Origin of the sequence: Helicobacter enhydrae (genome assembly GCF_001693335.1) — a bacterium.
In the GTDB taxonomy this organism is placed as follows: Bacteria; Campylobacterota; Campylobacteria; order Campylobacterales; family Helicobacteraceae; genus Helicobacter_G; species Helicobacter_G enhydrae.
In genome coordinates, this window is the sequence record NZ_CP016503.1 from 719392 (window position 1) to 737012 (window position 17621).

Genomic DNA, 17621 nt, shown 5'->3' on the forward strand with positions numbered 1-17621 from the left:
CTCTGTTGATCTTTTATTTTGAAAACTTATATCCTATTGTCAAATGACCCTTTACACCAAAATCACCGGCAATATCAGCAAGAGCAGATACACCATACTTGATAGACCAACTATTGCTCAAATCATTGCGACCAAACAGATTGAATTGTGCGTTTGCTAGATTGTTATTGATTTTATAGTTTTTATACTCTTGTGCATTTTTCAAAGAAACATCAATGCCACCAGAAGAAGAATAAACATCTTTTAGCAGTATTAATTGTGCAACATAAGTAGTGGTAGATTTTGCAGCATTGTATTCCACCCCTGCACCAACCGACGCTGTGAAATCGCTATATGCTTTTTGTTTGTAATAAGAGCCATTGATAGCCCCTATCTTGCTAGTCTCGAAGTTAAAAATAGCAATAGGTTTGATCGTCTGCTGATATTGTCCCAATGCCTGAAGCTTGAATCCGTATTTATAAGAATTACTCCACAACACGCCATAAGTGCTACTTCTGAAATGATCACTCATATCTTGATCTAGTGTCCTATCGCCACTAAGATAAGCAAAATGCACATTGCTTTGTATCTCATTTGCATCAAATATGGCTAAACCATATAGTGCTACATTGTAGAACAATGTATTGTCGCTCATATTAAATGCACTATGCCTAGCTTGACCAATCCCTGCCATCACACCAAAGACATAGGAGCTTTGGGCAAGTGCTATTGTTTTGTCATAACCGAAATCCACGCCATACAATACCAACTTCCCATCATTTTGTCCAAAATAGCCGCCGCCCACATTGGACCACAAATCATCACCTGATTGCCTAGTTTGTGCGTCTATGAGATGATTGTTGATCACATCATTGTTGCTATGCAGTATCTTTGCACTCATAGCACCGCTATTTGCTTTTGCCATTCTCTCCAAGCGTGTGTCAAGCTGATTGAGCTGTCTTTCTAGCTCAGTATATTGACTTGCATTACCTGCCATTTGGATATATTTATCGTTTGGATTATGTTGTATCAAAATCTTTAGCAACTGATCATTCTTGATATTCTTTTTTAATTCATTGTAACTGCTTGGATCTTCCTTGCTGAATTTGATAGAGATTTTGTCATTCTCTGTAAGTGTCGTGTAATACAGGGTTTGGTTCCCGCTAAATTGCAATTTGATTCTTTTGTCACTGCGTTTGTCTTGTATCTCGCCCGTTACTAGCGTATGGTATCGATCAAAAATTTGACTATCATTTGCTATTTTGTCATCAACAGATACGGCAAGAATGCTACCATCCTCAAGCGTCAAAACCTTATCATCTTTCATATTGATCGCATAAAGTTTTTCACCCGCTGTGTCGTTTGATACTTGATTGATATCTCGCTTTTTTCTTGCGTGTTTTGATGTTTCATCAATCCATAGATATTTCTTTACAACGACATTTGCATCAAGCACTAGGGGCTGATCACTTCTAGCGACTTTCAAAGTATCAAAATCAATTTTTGAGCTACCATCTGTCTTGATATTTGTGGCATTGCCATTGTTATAATGATATGTATTGATAGAAACATTGCTATTGTCGTGTGCATTGATAGAAAAACCGCTCGGAGTTTCCTCAAACACCATACTCACTCTTGAATTTTTTGCATCAAGCTGGTTCATCTCTATTGCAGAGCCTTTTGCTATTTGTATGTCTATGCTGTTGTTTTCAAGCCTCAAGGTGCTTGGATTGCCCGTATCGCCCACTTTTATTTTGGAGCCTGCTTCCAAAGTTATGTTTTTCACACTTGTATGAATCATTGGGTTATTAGCATTATCAAAAGTCATTTCTGCATTTTGTCGCAAAGTGACATTTTCACCATACAAATTTTGTATTTGAAATTTGCTAGATTCTGCGGTGAAATTTTTCACATTCAGACTTGCACCACTCCCTTTTGCAATCTCTATATTCTTATTATTTTGCACATCTTTTACCAAGATTGTATCAACGCTCAATGTCGTATTATCACCTGCCAATTTTATGCTATTGCGTTTATCATCTAGTATCAAAGTGCCATTTTGTATTTCCAATATAGCACCTTGTTGCAAATCCACCTTTGCATTGATATCCCCATTTTTTGAAGTGATCTTTGAGCTATCAGCTGTAATTTCACCCTTATAAAATACTGCATTTTCCCCATCTGTCTGTATCCCCTGCAGTGTGATGTCGCTCCCTGCTTTGGCATCAATATCAAAAACACTTGCATTGCCACCCTCGACCACCAAATTGATGTTTGACTTGTTGCTTTCCAATTTGTGATTTGTAGCAATGCGTGAATCTTTGTCCATATACATATCAAGATTTGTATGGGTTGCTTTGATACTAGATTCAAGCACACCGCCATTTATGATAGAGATTTGCGATTTGCTTGTTGCATTTCTAACATTTGTTCCTGTTAGTTCTATGCCCTGTGCCGTTTTGAGTGTAGCTGATGTCCCATTGACCAATATCCTAGTATTCTCTGCACTAGAAGTGATCTTGTCTTTAATGTCTAGTTTAGAATTTTTGCCATCTATGATGATATGTTTTGCACTATCTAGTGCAATCGATTGCAGTGTAAGGCTAGATTGATTGCTTACCTCTACATTTCCTTGTATCTTTGTAGTCTCACCCTTTACTTTTGATTCGCTCAAGACAAAGATATCATACGCGTTATTTTGTGGGGTTATGTTTGGATTATTGCTACTTAAAAAACTTGAAAGATTGTCAATGGTTGATTTAATAAAACCCAAACCCTCTGTTACTTTAAAGTTAGCGTTACTGCCACTTCCATTAATCTTAATAATATTGCCGCTATCATCATTTCCAACATTTTTGAACAAAAGATTTTTGATAGTTGCTTTTGAAGTGGTATCGATAGTCATTATAGGTGCATTATTGCTATCTTTTTTCTCCAAAATCAAATAATCTGCGTCTAGTGTAGCGTTATTTGTCATAGAAAGTTTTGACAAAGTTAAATCAAAGATTCTAGAAGTTATGCTTCCGCTACTTATGTCAATCTCACCATGAAAGTGGATTGTCTTGTTTGCGATTGCTTGTGTTTCTAGCTCCAAAGCTTTTTTCTCAACTTCTTGCTGATAGCTAAAACCATTGCCTGATGTATTTTTGCCATCTTTTTTATCGATGAAGTGATTGATATTGCCACCAAAATTTATAGCAGAATTATCTGTCGCTTTTATTTTGCCCTCAAGTGTGGCTTCACGCCCTATATTCAAATTAGAATTCTTTAACTCAATCTCTTGAATTTTGAATTCCCTGCGATCCCAATCTGGCTGTTCCAAGGTGCTAGGACGCGATAAATCCATCCAAGTCGGCAGTTTGCTTCCTTCTACCTCTACAACCTTGTTCAATATTTCTGTTTTTGAGATGTAGGCGTGTGTAGTTGGATGTCCCTGCAAAGTGACATTAGCCCTATTGCTTATCTCTAATCCTTTAATATTTACATGCCCATCAAATACCAAGCTAGCTTGATTGTCTTGAGTGCCACCCTCATATTTTATTTTGAGATTATTTTGATAGCCTGTTGTATTAGGCAAACCAAAACTTGCGTGAATGATAGTATCTGCTTTATCTGTGGTTTTGTTTTTCCTATCATCATAACCCAAACCCTCAATAGTTATTATGCTTGGACTTCCAGCTTTTGTATTGACAATCTTTGCATTTGCATCATTGCTTGAAATTGTATTGAGTGTTAGGCTATTTCCTTTCAGATCAAGATTTCCACCATTATTTCCAAAATAAATTCCCATCTCATTGCTTGATTTTTGCTCCAGCTTATAAGCTTCACCATCTCTAGTAGCCCCTATCCCCTCTAGTTTGTCCAACTCGATTGTAGAGCGACCACTTGTAATATAGATTCCATTAAATCGTTGTTGATCTGCCTTAAAAACAACTTTACCCTCACCAACACGCAAATAACCAATATGTTTATCACCTGCTTGATTGGTAAAGTCTTGTATTATTAAGGTTCCTTCACCAATTTTATGTAAAGCATCACCTACACCTTTTTTCTTTTCTATAAAACCTATTTTCCAATTTACAGTTACATCTTTTCCTATATCTAATCCAGCACCATCAAATCCAAAGTTTGTATTGCCATTTTTGCTCACAAATGTATAAGTCGTTGGTTTGTTTGCAGTAGCATCCTTTATTGCCTCAAAGACAAACCCGCCTGTTTGCCCACTGATATTGCGATATATATTTTGTTGTATTTCAACCTTGCCACCACCCTCAAAGATTATATCTTTGTTATCTACAATACCCTTCCAATGCGTATTGTCTGTAAGCCCATTGTTTTGATATGCCCAATTCTCACCACCTTTCAAATCTATTGTTTGCTCATATTGTTTTTTAAAATGATCAAAATCACTTTGAGCTACAAACGAGAATCTAGCTATAGGGGTACCTGCAAAAATTTCTGAAGCAACAGCCAAAAGCACATATTGTTTTTTCTCTGTGTCATACGCAAAAAGTCCGCTTCCACTATCACCAACCGTGATTGCATTGCTGAATTTGGTGTCTATTGCGTATGCAATCCCCAAACCATAGTCAGTATTATGTCCCCCACTAACTCGATAATAAAAAGGATCATCCCATAGGGTTCCAAACCCTCCACCTCTCAATCCCTCAAAACCCGCTATTCCGATCTGCCCCCCTGTCCAAGGTCTCTGCCCTCCCGATAACTGCAAATTTCCTTGTCCTGCCTGAAATACAATCACTTTGCCATTTTCATCTTTTTTTAAATTCTTGTAAGCCTCTCTCAATGCTTCTATTTTTTGCTTATTTTTTGGATCGTCTTTGTGGGAACTCGCTGTTGTCTCATTAATTTTTGTATCTAGTAGATTTGCTTGTCCTTCAACTATATATTTTCTATAACGATAAAATTTTGTATCTGTTCCGTATTTACCTTTGTCAAGAGGTTTATCATAATTGGTTTGCCCCCAAGTATTCATATATCTTGTATCGTTTTCTGGAGTTTTCACATGAACTGCCGTCACAGCGAAGTTGCGACCCAAAGCAGTGACATTGCCATTGTTAGATCTTGGGGATTGATCAATGAAAGGCATATCAAATTTCACGGAAAGATTAGGGATTTTGCCCGATTGAATGCTTACATTTTCTTTGTTTGCTACAAAAGCACCTTTGTTTTGTCCCATATCCAAAAAATCACGATAAAAAAAGTTTTCGATATTGATTCTTTGTGCATTTGCACTGCTAAGAAGACAAGTAGATAGGATCACCGATATACAAATTTTACTTTTCATAGCTCATCCATACGACGATTAGTAATGTTTCATTACGACATAATCGGCTCAGCTTGTTTTGAATAAACCTCGCCACCTCTAACTTTTCTATCTAGATGATGAAATATTCTAGCACACATTTCATATAAGTGCCAATCGATTCATGTCACATCTTTTTCCTGTGGGTAATATTTACTCTGTCATAGAGATTTCTTTATTTATACCTTACATTATCTACTTAAAATCCTTGTATCCAAATTATCTACTCTAGGAGGTCAAAATGAAAAAAATAATGAGAAAGGTGCATATATACACCGGCTTGTTGCTTCTGCCTATGGCACTAGTTTTTGCAATCACAGGGATTGCTCTTTTGAAAGGAGATGATCAAAACACAGGAGCGGAGACTACAACGATTGTGATCCAGCAACCCTTTCAAGAATCAACAGCCCTTGATACTATTTTGCAAACGCTACAGCAAAACAATATTCCCCTACCACGATCCACCACTCCCAAAGCATTCAAGCGTGGAGGAATTGTCATAGGGACACTAGACTACAGCGTGACTTTGCAGCCCAAAGGACCAAACAGCGTTTTGACAGTCACCAATCGCAATATTATGGGGGATTTGATTATGCTCCACAAAGGCAAGGGTGATTGGTCTTTCAACCTACTAAACTACGCATTTGCAATCGCTCTTTTTGTATTCTACATCAGCGGTCTAATCATCAGTTTTAATTCAAAAGAAAAAGGTAAAATGCTCACTTCTATCTTGGCTGGGACACTCCTTTGTGTGAGTGTTGCATACCTAAATATATTTTAAAGAGGAAATATGATTTTACTGCTTGAAGATGAAGTGATATTGGCAGAAATGATTGAGGAGTTTCTCATCTCCAAAGGCTTTGAAGTGGAGGTGACTGACAATGCCGATGACGCCCTCATCAAAGCCACAGAAAACCAATACGAACTTTTCATCTTCGATGTCAAGGTGCCTCTAGGCAATGGCTTTGCCCTCCTAGAGCATTTGAGGCAAAACAAAATCCAAACCCCAACGATTTTCACAACTTCCCTTCATAGCATCCAAGACTTGCAAGAAGGATACAGAAGCGGTTGTGATGATTATCTCAAAAAACCCTTTGATCTTGAGGAGCTATACCTACGCATCACACGCCTACTCAAAACACGCCAAACCATCGAGTTTGCCAATGGCGTGTATTTTGATTGTGTGCAAAAATTGCTTTATCAAGATTCTGCTCTCCTTCCTCTCACCAACAAAGAAAACGAGCTCCTAGCAATGCTCATTGAAAACAAAGGCACTTATCTGAGTTTGGAGGATCTCTCATGTCGTCTTTGGGGGTATGAAGAGCCAAGCTTCAATGCCCTGCGTGTCTATATCAAAAACATCAGAATCTACATCGGAAAAGAGCACATCAAAACCAAAAGGGGGTTGGGCTATTGCTATGAGTGAAGCCAAAAAAACAACTTTCAGCATCCTTGCACTCTATATACTGAGCAATACTTTTTTTCTCTGCGTTTTGTTTAGCGTTTGGTATTTTGGGGAACTCAACACCCTCAAAACCCGCTCTTTTCACGATGTGGAGAATCTAGGCAAAAAACTAATATACATCGCCGCAAAACGCGGCAAATACAGAGCCTACACTCGATCTTTGGAGGGACAAAAGGCACTTCTACAATCCGTCTCTTTGGAAGCAGGGTTTTTGGTGAGCGTCTTTGATGTCAATGGCACCTTGCTTTATAGCAATATGAAAATCAATCCCAAAGCAGTCCCACTAGAAAACGGGATTTATATCATCGACAATCACGCGATTCTGACTTCATTTGGACGCCCAAATTTTGAGCGAAAACTCCACCATCGCAACGAAGACAAATATCGTATCATCATAGATGGGGGTGACATCGCCACGCCTTTGTGGCAACTGCGTGTCAAGGTTTGGGGGTTGTTTTGCCTACTTGTGGTAATGATGAGCATTGTGGGCTTTTTTCTTGTGCGACTAGCCCTCAAGCCATTGCATCAAAAAATCCAAGATTTGGATTTGTTTATCAAAGATAGCACGCACGAAATCAACACCCCTGTGAGTATCTTGCAAATGAGTGTGAGTGGGATTGATGTCAATCAGCTCAACGACAAAGACAAAAAACGCTTCTCCTCTATCCTCATTGCCGCCAAAACACTAGAGAGCATTTATGATTCTTTGATTTATACGACATTTGGACAAATCCAAAATCAATCCACCCAAATCCCAATGCAACAGCTCATCACAGAGAGGTTGGAATTTTTTGAAATACTTTTTGCACAAAAAAACATCTCTATCTCCTCCCAGCTTGCCCCACTCTCTCTTGATGCCAATCCCAAAAGTATCACGCTAGTTTTGGACAATCTTTTGAGCAACGCATACAAATACACGCCCAAAAATGGACTAGTGCAAATCGCACTGCGACAAGAGGGCAAACAAGCCATACTCACCATCCAAGACAATGGCTATGGTATCAAAGAGGAAAATCTGCCTTATATTTTCCACAGATTCCAAAGGTTTGATCGTAGTAAGGGTGGATTTGGCTTGGGGCTGAATATCATCAAACAGATTTGCGATGAGTTCCACATCCACATCTCCTGCACAAGTCAAGTCGGTCAAGGTAGTGTTTTCACTCTCACATGGGATCTGCGATCTTAAGATCGCAGATCCGGACTTTCGAGGGGGGGGGACCCGCCCACCCGCCCCTATTTGTTTTGTTGGATTGATGTTTTTTGTGGATTCTGATTGGTTTTGGAATCAGATTTGAATCCATAATTGAGGTATAATCACTCATTCTTTTGTAAAGGAGTAAAAATGTCAAACATTGTTGGTTCTATTAGATTGGCAGAGATGGTGAATAGTTTTTGGGATAATCGTGCAAAGAAGCAACTTGCAGAACAGATTGTGGAGATTGAGGGGATTTTGGCAAGTGATGATTATTTTGGGTGGTTGGTTAAGAATGATAAGATGGGATACCTTAGGGCGTTGTCTAAAGCTAAGTATGTGTTTAGGGGGTTGAATCGTGATGATGTGTATGATGGGATGATTGATAATGAGGGGATTAATCCTGAGTTTGTGGCAATGGTTGAGGAGTTTTATTATAATGAGATCAGACGCAATGCGAATATTGTGGATTTGAAGTTGGCAAGATATAATGCTTTGAGGGATGCGTTGATTGAGAGAACCGAGAATGATAAAACAGCCTATGTCGATTATGCTCAAATTGAATTTAACATCACAAGAGCTGAAATGTTTGAAAAAGTCAAAAAGAATGAGTTTGTGTTTGTTAAGGCAGTTGCAAATGATACTTGGTATATTCTCAAGAAAGATAGATACAAAAAAGGCATTGAAACAAACACAGCATTTCTAAATTATCCACTCGAGCTTTGCTCCTAATCTTATTTAATTAGGGGATTGTGGGAATTCCACTTCCCCCTGCTCCACCATTATTTGGTATATTATTCCCCACCATATTGCTGTTTTGGCGGTTGTTTTGGAATACGCTTGTGATTTTTTTGAGGTTTTGTATATGTTTTCCATACGGGGTGACAGAGGCGAAATTGTTGAGTGCGTTGCCAATGGCGTTGGATACTGATTCTGCTCCTGCAAGTGTTCTTGCTGCGTCAGCTCCACCTAGTGCGTAGGCTGCGGCTGAACTGACATACCCCATATTGACAGTGTAGCCTCCTGAGATAGAGAGAGCGGAGGAGACATTGCCTGAGACATCGGGTCGATTTGGGGAGACTGCGAGATTGAATTGTCCTAAGCCACCAAATCCTGAAATGTTTGTGCCTGTGGTGTTTTGAGCAAAGATTTTGTAGGCTTGGGTTTTATCATTGCTGGCAAGGGCTTGTTGGATTCTTTGAGAAGTTGCAGGGGAGAGTTTTGCAAGGTTTGAGAGTTCTTGGACGACATTTGAATTATCCATTGATTGTCCTAGTCCGACTAGTTTGTTGGCATCATTCATTCCTGCAAATGTTGCTCCTCTTTGTGCAACTTGACTGAGATTGCCAGTTTGTGAAACTGCTCCAAGTTTTTGAGCACCATCTAGGGATGAGCTTGCTGTAGAATAACGCATTGCGTCTAAAGCACCTGCTGTATTGGAAATTTTTCGCATTGCGTCGTAAGAATATTTAGGATCCTAGTCCTTTTTCTTTTTTTGGTTGTTTTTGCAGATCCGTAAGACTATTGCAGTATAGTAGAATGGATCTAAGAAGCCTTGCACAAATAATATTGTGCAAACTATAAAAATAAATAGCTCCATTTGTTTCCTTGATATATAAATTAATAATAAGTTGTATTTTGGCAGTGGTTTTAAGGAATGGAGTTTTGGTATTTGGTTGCTAGGGGCGTTTAAAATAGCATTAACTTGGGGGCTTGGGTGGAATTGCCGCTCCACTAAGGGAAATTTGCACTCCTCGAAAGGAGGAGCACGCAATGAACACAACGCCAATTATAGCACTGCTATTATGCCTTATTTTAATAACAAAAAGCATTTTAGCAGTTGGGAGCTTTTGGCTCCCTGTTGTTTTCACTCCCTGATTCTAATTGCTCATCACCCCACAAACACTTGTCTATGGATACTTCAAAGATTGAGAGAGTAAGTACAAAACATCTATCGCTCCTAATGTTTATTTGGTTTCAATAAGGGCTGGGGTATTGCCTCCTTGAGAGTGCTCAATCTCACGCATTTGATATTGGTTTGCCCAATACATTATGACACACACGATGACAATCAACAAAAAATCAATCTTTCTTAACCTCAATCCCCTGCAAAAAAAACAAGGTTTTTTTTCTCTTTCCTTTTTCATACAGCTCCTAAATTACAATCGCCTCTAATGTCGGCAACCATTTTTGCAAATAACGCAACTTGAACGCTCGTTTTACGCGTGTGTTTTCAAGCTCAACAATCACCATTTGGAATATGACTTTTGAACTCTCGCTCACTTCAAATTTCCCCACCCCCACACCATTCAAAGCTCTCTGAATCGGTGCTTTGGGATCCATTCCAATCACACTATCAAAAGCCCCGCACATCCCAATATCACTCACATAAAAACTCCCATCCTCAATCATCAAATCATCAGTGCCGATATGCGTATGCGTGCCAAAAATCGCAGACACCTCTCCTTTGAGCATTTCAAACATTGTGCGTTTTTCACTTGTTGCCTCAGCGTGAAAATCAATGATAATATTTGCAACCCCCTGCTCTTTGAGCTTTGCAATAGTTTCTTTGGCGCACAAAAAAGCGTTTTGGCAATGAGGCATTCCAAAATGCCCCATAAGATTTAGCACCGCAATTTTTTCATCGCAAATCTCACCCACAAAAACCCCACTGCCAGGAAGTAATGGTGAAGCATTGTGTGGGCGTAAAATGCGTGTGTGATGTTGTAAATACGCAAAAGCGTCTTTTTTGTCGAAGCTATGATTCCCACCTGTAATGACATCCACACCGCTTTTGAGCAAAAACTCTATATGTTCGTGTGTGATTCCAAAACCGTGCGAAGCATTTTCCCCATTTGCAATGACAAAATCTACTTTGTATTGTTGTTTGATTTGTGGAAGTAGTTGGGCAAGTAAAACCCTAGCAGGTTTTCCAACAATATCGCCAATCAGTCCAAGCGTCATATCAAAATCCTACGCACAAAGGCGTAAGAAAGAAATTATCTCTTTGAGAATTGTGGGCTTCTTCTTGCCTTGCGTTTTCCGTATTTTTTACGCTCAACAACCCTAGAATCACGAGTAAGCAAACCTTTTGGTTTCAAAATAGCACGAAATGCAATATCGTATTGATTGAGTGCTTTTGAGATCCCATGTCTCAATGCCTCTGCTTGTGCAGAATAACCACCACCAAAAGCAACTGCGACAATATCTACAGATTTTTCTTGTTTTGTCAAAACAAGAGGTTGCATCACTTTCATTTTGATTGCCTCGTGTCCTCCAAGCCAAGTGTCCAAGCTCTCACCATTGATACTAAGTTTCCCACTTCCATTTTGTAACCAAACTTTAGCAATCGCTGTTTTTCTTTTTCCTGTTGCATAAACTTTTGCCATCTTAACTCCCTTACTTTGTCATTTGTGCAGTATGAGGATGCTCACTTCCTCGATAAACCTTGAGCTTCTTGAGCATTGCGCGTCCCAATTTTGTCTTGGGCAACATTCCACGCACGGCTAGATGATAAAGTTTTTCTGGATTCTTTTCTAGCATCTCTTTGAGAGTTTTGCTTTTGGTGCTTCCAAAATAACCTGAATGTGTGAAGTATTCTTTATCTTCGAGTTTCAATCCTGTGAATTTTGCTTCAGCGGCATTGATCACCACTACAAAATCACCACAATCCAAATGTGGAGTGAAACACGCTTTGTGCTTTCCTCTAAGATATGTTGCCACCTCTGTGATAAGACGACCAAATACCTTATCCTTTGCATCAAGAACAATCCATTTGCGATCAATCTGATCTTCCTTTGCAATTTTTGTTATTTCCATTGTCTTGCCTTTCATCAAAATAAAATTTTTATAACAAAGCACGGATTTTATTATATATCATCTTAAATATCTCTTAAATTAAGTAAAAAATAAGCTACTTAATCACATTATGATCGTTAAAATAACGCCGTTCTTGATATTCCAAAAGCCTTTTGGTCTCAACAGGGAGGCTAAACTCTTCTTCATACGCTTTTTTGACAATCATTGTAATGCGTGCCAACTCCAAATCCACACCCTCCAAAACATCAAGCACAATGCCAAACATTTGAATATTTTGCACAATTATTTCATAGGCTTTTTGTCGGTTTTCTTTAAACGCTTCTTCATTTTTGAGATACTTTTTGACTTTCATCAAAATACGCTTAAACACCAAGTTTGCCAGATATTTTGAGCGAATTTGTGCAAAAACAATCTTGCGTGCATTTTTTAGACATTGTTCAGAATTCTCCGAACCAATGCAAATCAAAATAGGAAGTAGAAAAATCAATCTATCCACTTCTGTTCCTAATGCACGAGTTCTCCATTTGATAAACAAAGCCTCAAAAAAACCAACTCGCATTTTGATCAGCATAAAACGATCTCACTTCCAATGCCACCACTTGTAAAAAGCTCAAGCAATAAACTATGCTCCACTCTACCATCGACAATATGCACCTTTTTCACCCCCGCATTCAAGCACTCCACACAAGCCAAGATTTTTGGAATCATTCCACCACTAATCACGCCCTCATCAATCAAACCCCCAACTTCTGAAGTCTTGATACTTTTGAGCAATGAGCCATTTTGATCTAGCACCCCTTGCGTATCGGTCAAAAAAATCACTTTGTCGGCTTTGAGAGCTTTGGCGATCTCACAAGTCGCTTCATCGGCATTGACATTATAGGAGTTGCCATTATCATCTCCAGAGACAGGCGAAATCACAGGCACAATCCCACCTTGAAGCAATGCCTCCAACATCTCAATATTACTTCCGATGATCTCCCCAGTCAAGCCAAATCTACCCCCACTTTTTGCCCTAGCATTGAGCAGAGAGGAATCTTTGCCACTGATACCCACTGCCTTCACCCCATTGAGTGTCAGAAAATAAGCCAACTCTTTGTTGATTTGCCCACTCAAAACCATTTCCACAACTTCCATACACTCCGCAGAAGTGACACGCAAACCATCGACAAACTCACTTGCGATTCCAAAAATCTCCAAAACCTCATTGATCCTTTTGCCACCACCATGCACGATGATCGGGCAAATCCCAAGCATATACAACATCACAATGTCTTTGGCAAATTGTTTTTTTAGTTCGGGATTGAGCTGTGCAGATCCCCCATACTTGATCACCATACGACTTCCACGAAAGTTTTTGATAAAAGGAAGTGCATCAAGCAAAATCTCAGCTGTCATCAAGCGATTCATTGTTTGTCCTAAGTTGAAAATTTTTGGATTATATCGCAAACTACAATGCGAACCGAAAAGTTTTTGCAATGGCTCAAATATTTCACTAATCAAAAACATCGATACAAACCCAATGCCAAAATCAAATGACTAAAATCTCAAAAATCAATTCAGACAGGCTGCCTCAAGCTTGAAGTTTGATTCTGTTTTTAAAGTTGGCTTGAGAGATTATGCTCTTTGGCAATTCTAGAATCTCTTAGTTTCTTTTTTTGGAGTTGCTTTTTCAGAAGCACACTTCTTAGTCATTGAAGCTTGCTTTGCTTTTTTCTATAAGGGGGACAAGGGGGTTTATTGCGAGGCACCCCCCTTATCCCCCTTAAAATCCCCCAAACCCCTGCCCGCTTTTTGTGTGTTACCCACATTAACTTGACTTTGTTTTGATTCCTTGGTGTTTCAAGTTTGTTTTTTAGAATCTCTTTGCAAACTCTCAAAAAACCCTAAAAAATACAAAAACCCTCACTAAGCTATAAAGGCAATGAAAACCGCCTCCTAAACCAACCTTGTAGGACCCAAAAAGATTCCAAGTCAATGTAATCTTGAACGAGCCTTGCTAATGCAATGCTGGGGTTATGGGGGTTGTTAAGGGGGATAAGGGGAACGCTTGCTATAAGTTCCCCTTGCCCCCCTTAAGAGAGATCCTAGGGGATTCTAGAATTGTATAAAGGGTGGTTTGCTCAAGCCAACTTGAAAAGAAGTATTCAAGTCAAGCTTAAGAAACTAGAAAATGTGCTTTTGCCAAAGTAAAGCCTAAACAAAGAATCTAAGAGATTCTAGAATCACCACAAATCAACTCCTTCAAGCCTTTGGCAAAATCAATCAAAAATCGCTATAGCAAATCCCAAACACAATGCACTTCTGCAAGGATTGAATTTTTACTTCAAACAATGTAAAATGGCAGCTCTCAAACCCCAAACCACTAAGGAAATAGATTGAAAGATAAGGCAATACAGATTCTACAAACCAATCTTAAAGCCATTTTTGGCTCCAAAGATTTAAGCGTTGTAGGCTTTGTAGTCGCCATCTTGGCGATCATTATCATCCCTCTACCAAGTGGGATTTTGGACTTTTTGCTTAGCATTTCAATTGCCTTGTCTGTGTTGATCATCCTCATCGGACTTTATATCAAAAAGCCCACAGACTTTTCGGCTTTTCCTACATTGCTTCTGATTGTCACGCTCTATCGTTTGGCGCTCAATATTGCTACGACAAGAATGATTTTGAGCGAGGGATACAAAGGACCTGAAGCAGTCAGTAGCATTGTTACTGCTTTTGGGAATTTTGTCGTTGGGGGGAACTATGTGATTGGTGTGATCGTTTTTTGTATCCTTGTGCTTGTCAATCTAATGGTTGTCACCAATGGTTCTACGCGTGTTACAGAAGTCAAAGCGAGATTCACTCTTGATGCGATGCCCGGCAAACAAATGGCGATTGATGCGGATATGAATGCAGGGCTTATCAATGAACAAGAAGCCAAAAAGCGTCGTGAGGCTTTGGCTCAAGAGGCGGATTTTTATGGAGCGATGGATGGAGCGAGTAAATTTGTCAAAGGGGATGCGATCGCAGGAATCATCATCACGATTGTCAATATCGTGGGGGGCTTTTTGATTGGCTCAATGCAATATGGCTTGAGCATCACACAAAGTGCAGAAACTTTTACAATCCTTACAATCGGTGATGGACTTGTCGGACAGATCCCTGCCCTGCTTATCTCCACAGCCACAGGTATCATCGTCACACGCACGACACAAAACGACAACAAAATCTTCGCCCAAGATTTGGTGACACAACTTGTCAATAGTCAAAAGATTCTTAGTATTTTGGCAACGATTTTGTTTTTTGGCGTATTTATTCCCGGGTTCCCAAAAATCCCAATGTTTTTCTTGAGCCTTTTCTTTTTTGGCATTGCCTATATGATGGGTGAGGGAGAGAAACGCTCTCTTTTTGCACCATTTGAGAAGTTTTTGGGCAAAGCCACAAATACCAAAGCCACAATCCCCGATCCTGCTTCACACGCCCCAATCGCCAAACCCAAAAAGACAGAAGAAGAAATCGAAAAAGAAGAAGAAAAAATCATCAACGATGTTTTGAAAGTCGAGGTTTTGGAACTCTTTTTGGGGTATCAACTCATCAAACTTGCAGATGTGAAACAAAATGGGGATTTGTTGGAACGCATTCGTGGGATCCGCAAAAAAATCGCTTCAGATTTTGGTTTTTTGGTCCCAAAAGTGCGAATCAAAGACAATCTACAACTTGCCCCAACGCATTATGAGCTAATGCTCAAAGGTATCAAAATCGGAGAGGGTGAAGTCTTGCCAGATCATTTCTTGGCAATGGATACAGGCTATGTTGGCAGTGCTATCGAAGGCATTGCTACCAAAGAACCTGCTTTTGGAATGGACGCATTGTGGATCGAAGCCAAAGACAAAGAGGAGGCAATCATCCAAGGCTATACCGTGATTGATCCATCCACAGTTGTTTCTACGCATATTTCTGAACTCATCAAGCAATATGCTCCAGAATTTATCACCAAAGATGAGGTGAAAAAACTTCTCAATCGCCTCAATGATTCTTATCCTGCAATCATTGAAGAAGCCAACAAAATCCCCACAGGGACGATCCGTCAAGTCTTGCAAGAATTGCTCAAAGAAAAAATCCCTATCCGCGATATGCTCACAATCTTAGAAACAATCACAGACATTGCAAGTGCGACACAAAACAATGTAGAAATCATCGTAGAACAAGTCCGAACCAAACTTGCACGAACTATCACGAATCTATTCAAATCCGATGATGGTGTGCTCAAACTCCTAATCTTTGACAACCAAACGGAGCATTACCTCATCACAAAGCTCAAAGAACACGGGACAAGCACCACGCTCCTCCTCACGATCAACGAAACCCAAAAGCTCAAAGACACATTGCAAGAGCAAATGATCAAAGTAATGCAAAATGGTATCCAGCCCGTTGTCCTGCTTGTGGATAACAAGCTAAGGCGTCCGCTCTATGAAAAAATGGAACAATACAAAGTGGATATTGTGATTTTGAGCCATACAGAGCTTGATCCCAATGTAGAGTTTGAGATTTTGAACAAACCGATTGAAATTGATTTTAAAGGACAATAATGCAAGTCTATCACCTCTCCCATATCGATTTGGATGGATATGGTGCTCAATACATTGCCAAACATTTCTTTGGCAATATCACTTTCTTCAATGCCAACTATGGCAAAGAAATCCAAGTGCGTCTCAATGAAATCTTTGATCTCATCAAAGCCCAAAAACCTAGCAAAGCCCTTCTACTCATCACAGACCTAAATCTCACACCTGAAGAATCCATCCTCCTCCAAGATGAGATCGCTCAGCTCAAAATTCAAGGCATTGACATCACTCTCAAATTGCTAGACCACCATATCAGTGGCGAAGAAAGTGCGAAAAAATTCCATTGGTATTTTTTGGACACCTCACGCAGTGCCACCCAAATCACTTTTGACACCCTGAGCACATCTTATCCATTGCTAGATTCTTCGACTGCTGAATATCTTGCCAATCTAACCTCAATGATTAATTGCGTAGATTTGTGGAAAAAAGAGGCAAAACAATTTGAACTTGGCAAAGTGATGATGGGGATCATCGCCCAGCTCAAAGACCCGACACGCACGATGTTTGACACACAGAATCGAGCAATCAAGTTTTTTTTCCTTGACGCACTTCAAGACATCATCAATCTCCCAAATGCCGAAGTGACGCTAGATAATCAATTTTATCAACTCAAAAAACAAGCCTTTGGCGGAGATCCACTCACACAAACGATGGATAACATTTTGGCAGACTATCTTGTCACCCTATTGGAAGCAAACAAAGACAGCTATCTCATCACCTATCAAGACAAAAAAGGACTTCTCACCTATGGGCTAGGCTCAACAAGCGTGATTGGCAATCAATTCTTATGCCAAAATAGCGATTTTGATTTTTTTATCGACATCAATATGCGTGGCAATCTTAGTTTGCGTGCCAACAACCGATGCGATGTCAGCCAAATAGCAGCACAATGCTTCAATGGCGGAGGACACAAAAATGCTTCAGGTGGGAAGCTTGATAGTTTCAAAGAAAGTTTTTTCTATGAAGACATTAGAAATCAGATTCAAGAAACCTTAAAGGAGAGAGAATGAAAGACTTACAGATCGAATTGCAAGAACTTGCATTGGAGGTGATGGATATGTTGGCAGTTGCATTGCATTTTGCAGGTGCCCAAAAACAACACATCGATACTTTGATAGACTGCTATCTCAAAGAACTTGATGCCTTTGATGAGCAAACCCCTTATGGTCAAGAGCAAATGATTGCATTGATTCACAATCTCAAGGAAAAATACCCCCAATATTTTTAGGAATCCCA

The 17621-nt window shown here is 39.6% G+C and carries 15 protein-coding genes; 7 read left to right on the top strand and 8 right to left on the bottom strand.

The genetic code is table 11. The features are described from left to right. Positions 1-13 precede the first annotated feature (13 nt). Entirely contained in the window at positions 14-5284 is a 5271-nt protein-coding gene (locus BBW65_RS03310) for a S6 family peptidase (protein WP_066339666.1), read from the bottom strand. A gap of 259 nt (positions 5285-5543) precedes the next feature. On the opposite strand from BBW65_RS03310, the gene BBW65_RS03315 reads away from it, so the two are divergent. The 4 genes from BBW65_RS03315 (at position 5544) to BBW65_RS03330 (ending at position 8691) form a co-directional block, all read left to right on the top strand. Beyond that, positions 5544-6083, top strand: coding sequence for a PepSY domain-containing protein (locus tag BBW65_RS03315; protein WP_066339668.1), 540 nt, complete (start codon positions 5544-5546; stop codon positions 6081-6083). A gap of 9 nt (positions 6084-6092) precedes the next feature. Then, a complete protein-coding gene (locus BBW65_RS03320) occupies positions 6093-6728 on the top strand; it encodes a response regulator transcription factor (RefSeq protein ID WP_066339669.1) in 636 nt (211 codons plus the stop codon). Then, the gene (locus BBW65_RS03325) at positions 6721-7953 is read left to right on the top strand and encodes a sensor histidine kinase (RefSeq protein WP_066339672.1); all 1233 of its coding nucleotides are present in this window, start codon (positions 6721-6723) and stop codon (positions 7951-7953) included. Before BBW65_RS03320 ends, BBW65_RS03325 begins: the two co-directional genes overlap by 8 nt. A gap of 156 nt (positions 7954-8109) precedes the next feature. Continuing rightward, entirely contained in the window at positions 8110-8691 is a 582-nt protein-coding gene (locus BBW65_RS03330; RefSeq protein WP_066339674.1) for a hypothetical protein, read from the top strand. 10 nt (positions 8692-8701) lie between these two features. Here the strand turns inward: BBW65_RS03330 and BBW65_RS03335 are convergent, their stop codons facing one another. The 7 genes from BBW65_RS03335 to argB all read right to left on the bottom strand — a co-directional run bounded on the left by BBW65_RS03335 (position 8702) and on the right by argB (position 13188). Then, a complete protein-coding gene (locus BBW65_RS03335) occupies positions 8702-9412 on the bottom strand; it encodes a hypothetical protein (RefSeq protein WP_066339677.1) in 711 nt (236 codons plus the stop codon). Between the two features lie 514 nt (positions 9413-9926). Beyond that, positions 9927-10106 (bottom strand): hypothetical protein, encoded by a 180-nt coding sequence (locus tag BBW65_RS03340; RefSeq protein ID WP_066339678.1) that lies wholly within the window; start codon positions 10104-10106, stop codon positions 9927-9929. A 7-nt stretch (positions 10107-10113) separates the two neighbouring features. Then, positions 10114-10923 (bottom strand): TIGR00282 family metallophosphoesterase, encoded by an 810-nt coding sequence (locus tag BBW65_RS03345; protein ID WP_066339680.1) that lies wholly within the window; start codon positions 10921-10923, stop codon positions 10114-10116. A 35-nt stretch (positions 10924-10958) separates the two neighbouring features. Next, entirely contained in the window at positions 10959-11348 is a 390-nt protein-coding gene (gene rpsI / locus BBW65_RS03350) for a 30S ribosomal protein S9 (protein WP_066339684.1), read from the bottom strand. Between the two features lie 10 nt (positions 11349-11358). Further along, positions 11359-11778 (bottom strand): 50S ribosomal protein L13, encoded by a 420-nt coding sequence (gene rplM / locus BBW65_RS03355; protein WP_083986030.1) that lies wholly within the window; start codon positions 11776-11778, stop codon positions 11359-11361. 94 nt (positions 11779-11872) lie between these two features. After that, on the bottom strand, positions 11873-12337 hold the full coding sequence (locus tag BBW65_RS03360) for a hypothetical protein (protein ID WP_199919475.1): 465 nt from the start codon (positions 12335-12337) through the stop codon (positions 11873-11875). Between the two features lie 5 nt (positions 12338-12342). Beyond that, the gene (argB, locus tag BBW65_RS03365; RefSeq protein WP_066339689.1) at positions 12343-13188 is read right to left on the bottom strand and encodes an acetylglutamate kinase; all 846 of its coding nucleotides are present in this window, start codon (positions 13186-13188) and stop codon (positions 12343-12345) included. A 968-nt stretch (positions 13189-14156) separates the two neighbouring features. Here argB and flhA point away from each other — a divergent pair. From flhA to BBW65_RS03385, 3 genes are read left to right on the top strand one after another with little or no spacing between them, the layout of a single operon-like run. After that, positions 14157-16349: a flagellar biosynthesis protein FlhA gene (flhA, locus tag BBW65_RS03375; protein WP_066339693.1), complete on the top strand. Its 2193-nt coding sequence runs from the start codon at positions 14157-14159 to the stop codon at positions 16347-16349. After that, positions 16349-17395 carry a DHH family phosphoesterase gene (locus BBW65_RS03380; RefSeq protein ID WP_066339696.1) on the top strand — a complete coding sequence of 349 codons (1047 nt, stop codon included), beginning with the start codon at positions 16349-16351 and terminating at the stop codon, positions 17393-17395. The genes flhA and BBW65_RS03380 overlap by 1 nt, the downstream gene beginning before the upstream one ends. Then, on the top strand, positions 17392-17613 hold the full coding sequence (locus BBW65_RS03385; RefSeq protein ID WP_066339699.1) for a hypothetical protein: 222 nt from the start codon (positions 17392-17394) through the stop codon (positions 17611-17613). The genes BBW65_RS03380 and BBW65_RS03385 overlap by 4 nt, the downstream gene beginning before the upstream one ends. Positions 17614-17621: the final 8 nt, after the last annotated feature.

What these genes read in the sequence shown, in the direction of transcription:
- BBW65_RS03310 (WP_066339666.1), bottom strand. Translation starts at nt 5,284, where the DNA reads ATGAAAAGTAAAATTTGTATATCGGTGATCCTATCTACTTGTCTTCTT.
- BBW65_RS03315 (WP_066339668.1), top strand. Translation starts at nt 5,544, where the DNA reads ATGAAAAAAATAATGAGAAAGGTGCATATATACACCGGCTTGTTGCTT.
- BBW65_RS03320 (WP_066339669.1), top strand. Translation starts at nt 6,093, where the DNA reads ATGATTTTACTGCTTGAAGATGAAGTGATATTGGCAGAAATGATTGAG.
- BBW65_RS03325 (WP_066339672.1), top strand. Translation starts at nt 6,721, where the DNA reads ATGAGTGAAGCCAAAAAAACAACTTTCAGCATCCTTGCACTCTATATA.
- BBW65_RS03330 (WP_066339674.1), top strand. Translation starts at nt 8,110, where the DNA reads ATGTCAAACATTGTTGGTTCTATTAGATTGGCAGAGATGGTGAATAGT.
- BBW65_RS03335 (WP_066339677.1), bottom strand. Translation starts at nt 9,412, where the DNA reads ATGCGAAAAATTTCCAATACAGCAGGTGCTTTAGACGCAATGCGTTAT.
- BBW65_RS03340 (WP_066339678.1), bottom strand. Translation starts at nt 10,106, where the DNA reads ATGAAAAAGGAAAGAGAAAAAAAACCTTGTTTTTTTTGCAGGGGATTG.
- BBW65_RS03345 (WP_066339680.1), bottom strand. Translation starts at nt 10,923, where the DNA reads ATGACGCTTGGACTGATTGGCGATATTGTTGGAAAACCTGCTAGGGTT.
- rpsI (WP_066339684.1), bottom strand. Translation starts at nt 11,348, where the DNA reads ATGGCAAAAGTTTATGCAACAGGAAAAAGAAAAACAGCGATTGCTAAA.
- rplM (WP_083986030.1), bottom strand. Translation starts at nt 11,778, where the DNA reads ATGGAAATAACAAAAATTGCAAAGGAAGATCAGATTGATCGCAAATGG.
- BBW65_RS03360 (WP_199919475.1), bottom strand. Translation starts at nt 12,337, where the DNA reads ATGCGAGTTGGTTTTTTTGAGGCTTTGTTTATCAAATGGAGAACTCGT.
- argB (WP_066339689.1), bottom strand. Translation starts at nt 13,188, where the DNA reads ATGAATCGCTTGATGACAGCTGAGATTTTGCTTGATGCACTTCCTTTT.
- BBW65_RS03380 (WP_066339696.1), top strand. Translation starts at nt 16,349, where the DNA reads ATGCAAGTCTATCACCTCTCCCATATCGATTTGGATGGATATGGTGCT.
- BBW65_RS03385 (WP_066339699.1), top strand. Translation starts at nt 17,392, where the DNA reads ATGAAAGACTTACAGATCGAATTGCAAGAACTTGCATTGGAGGTGATG.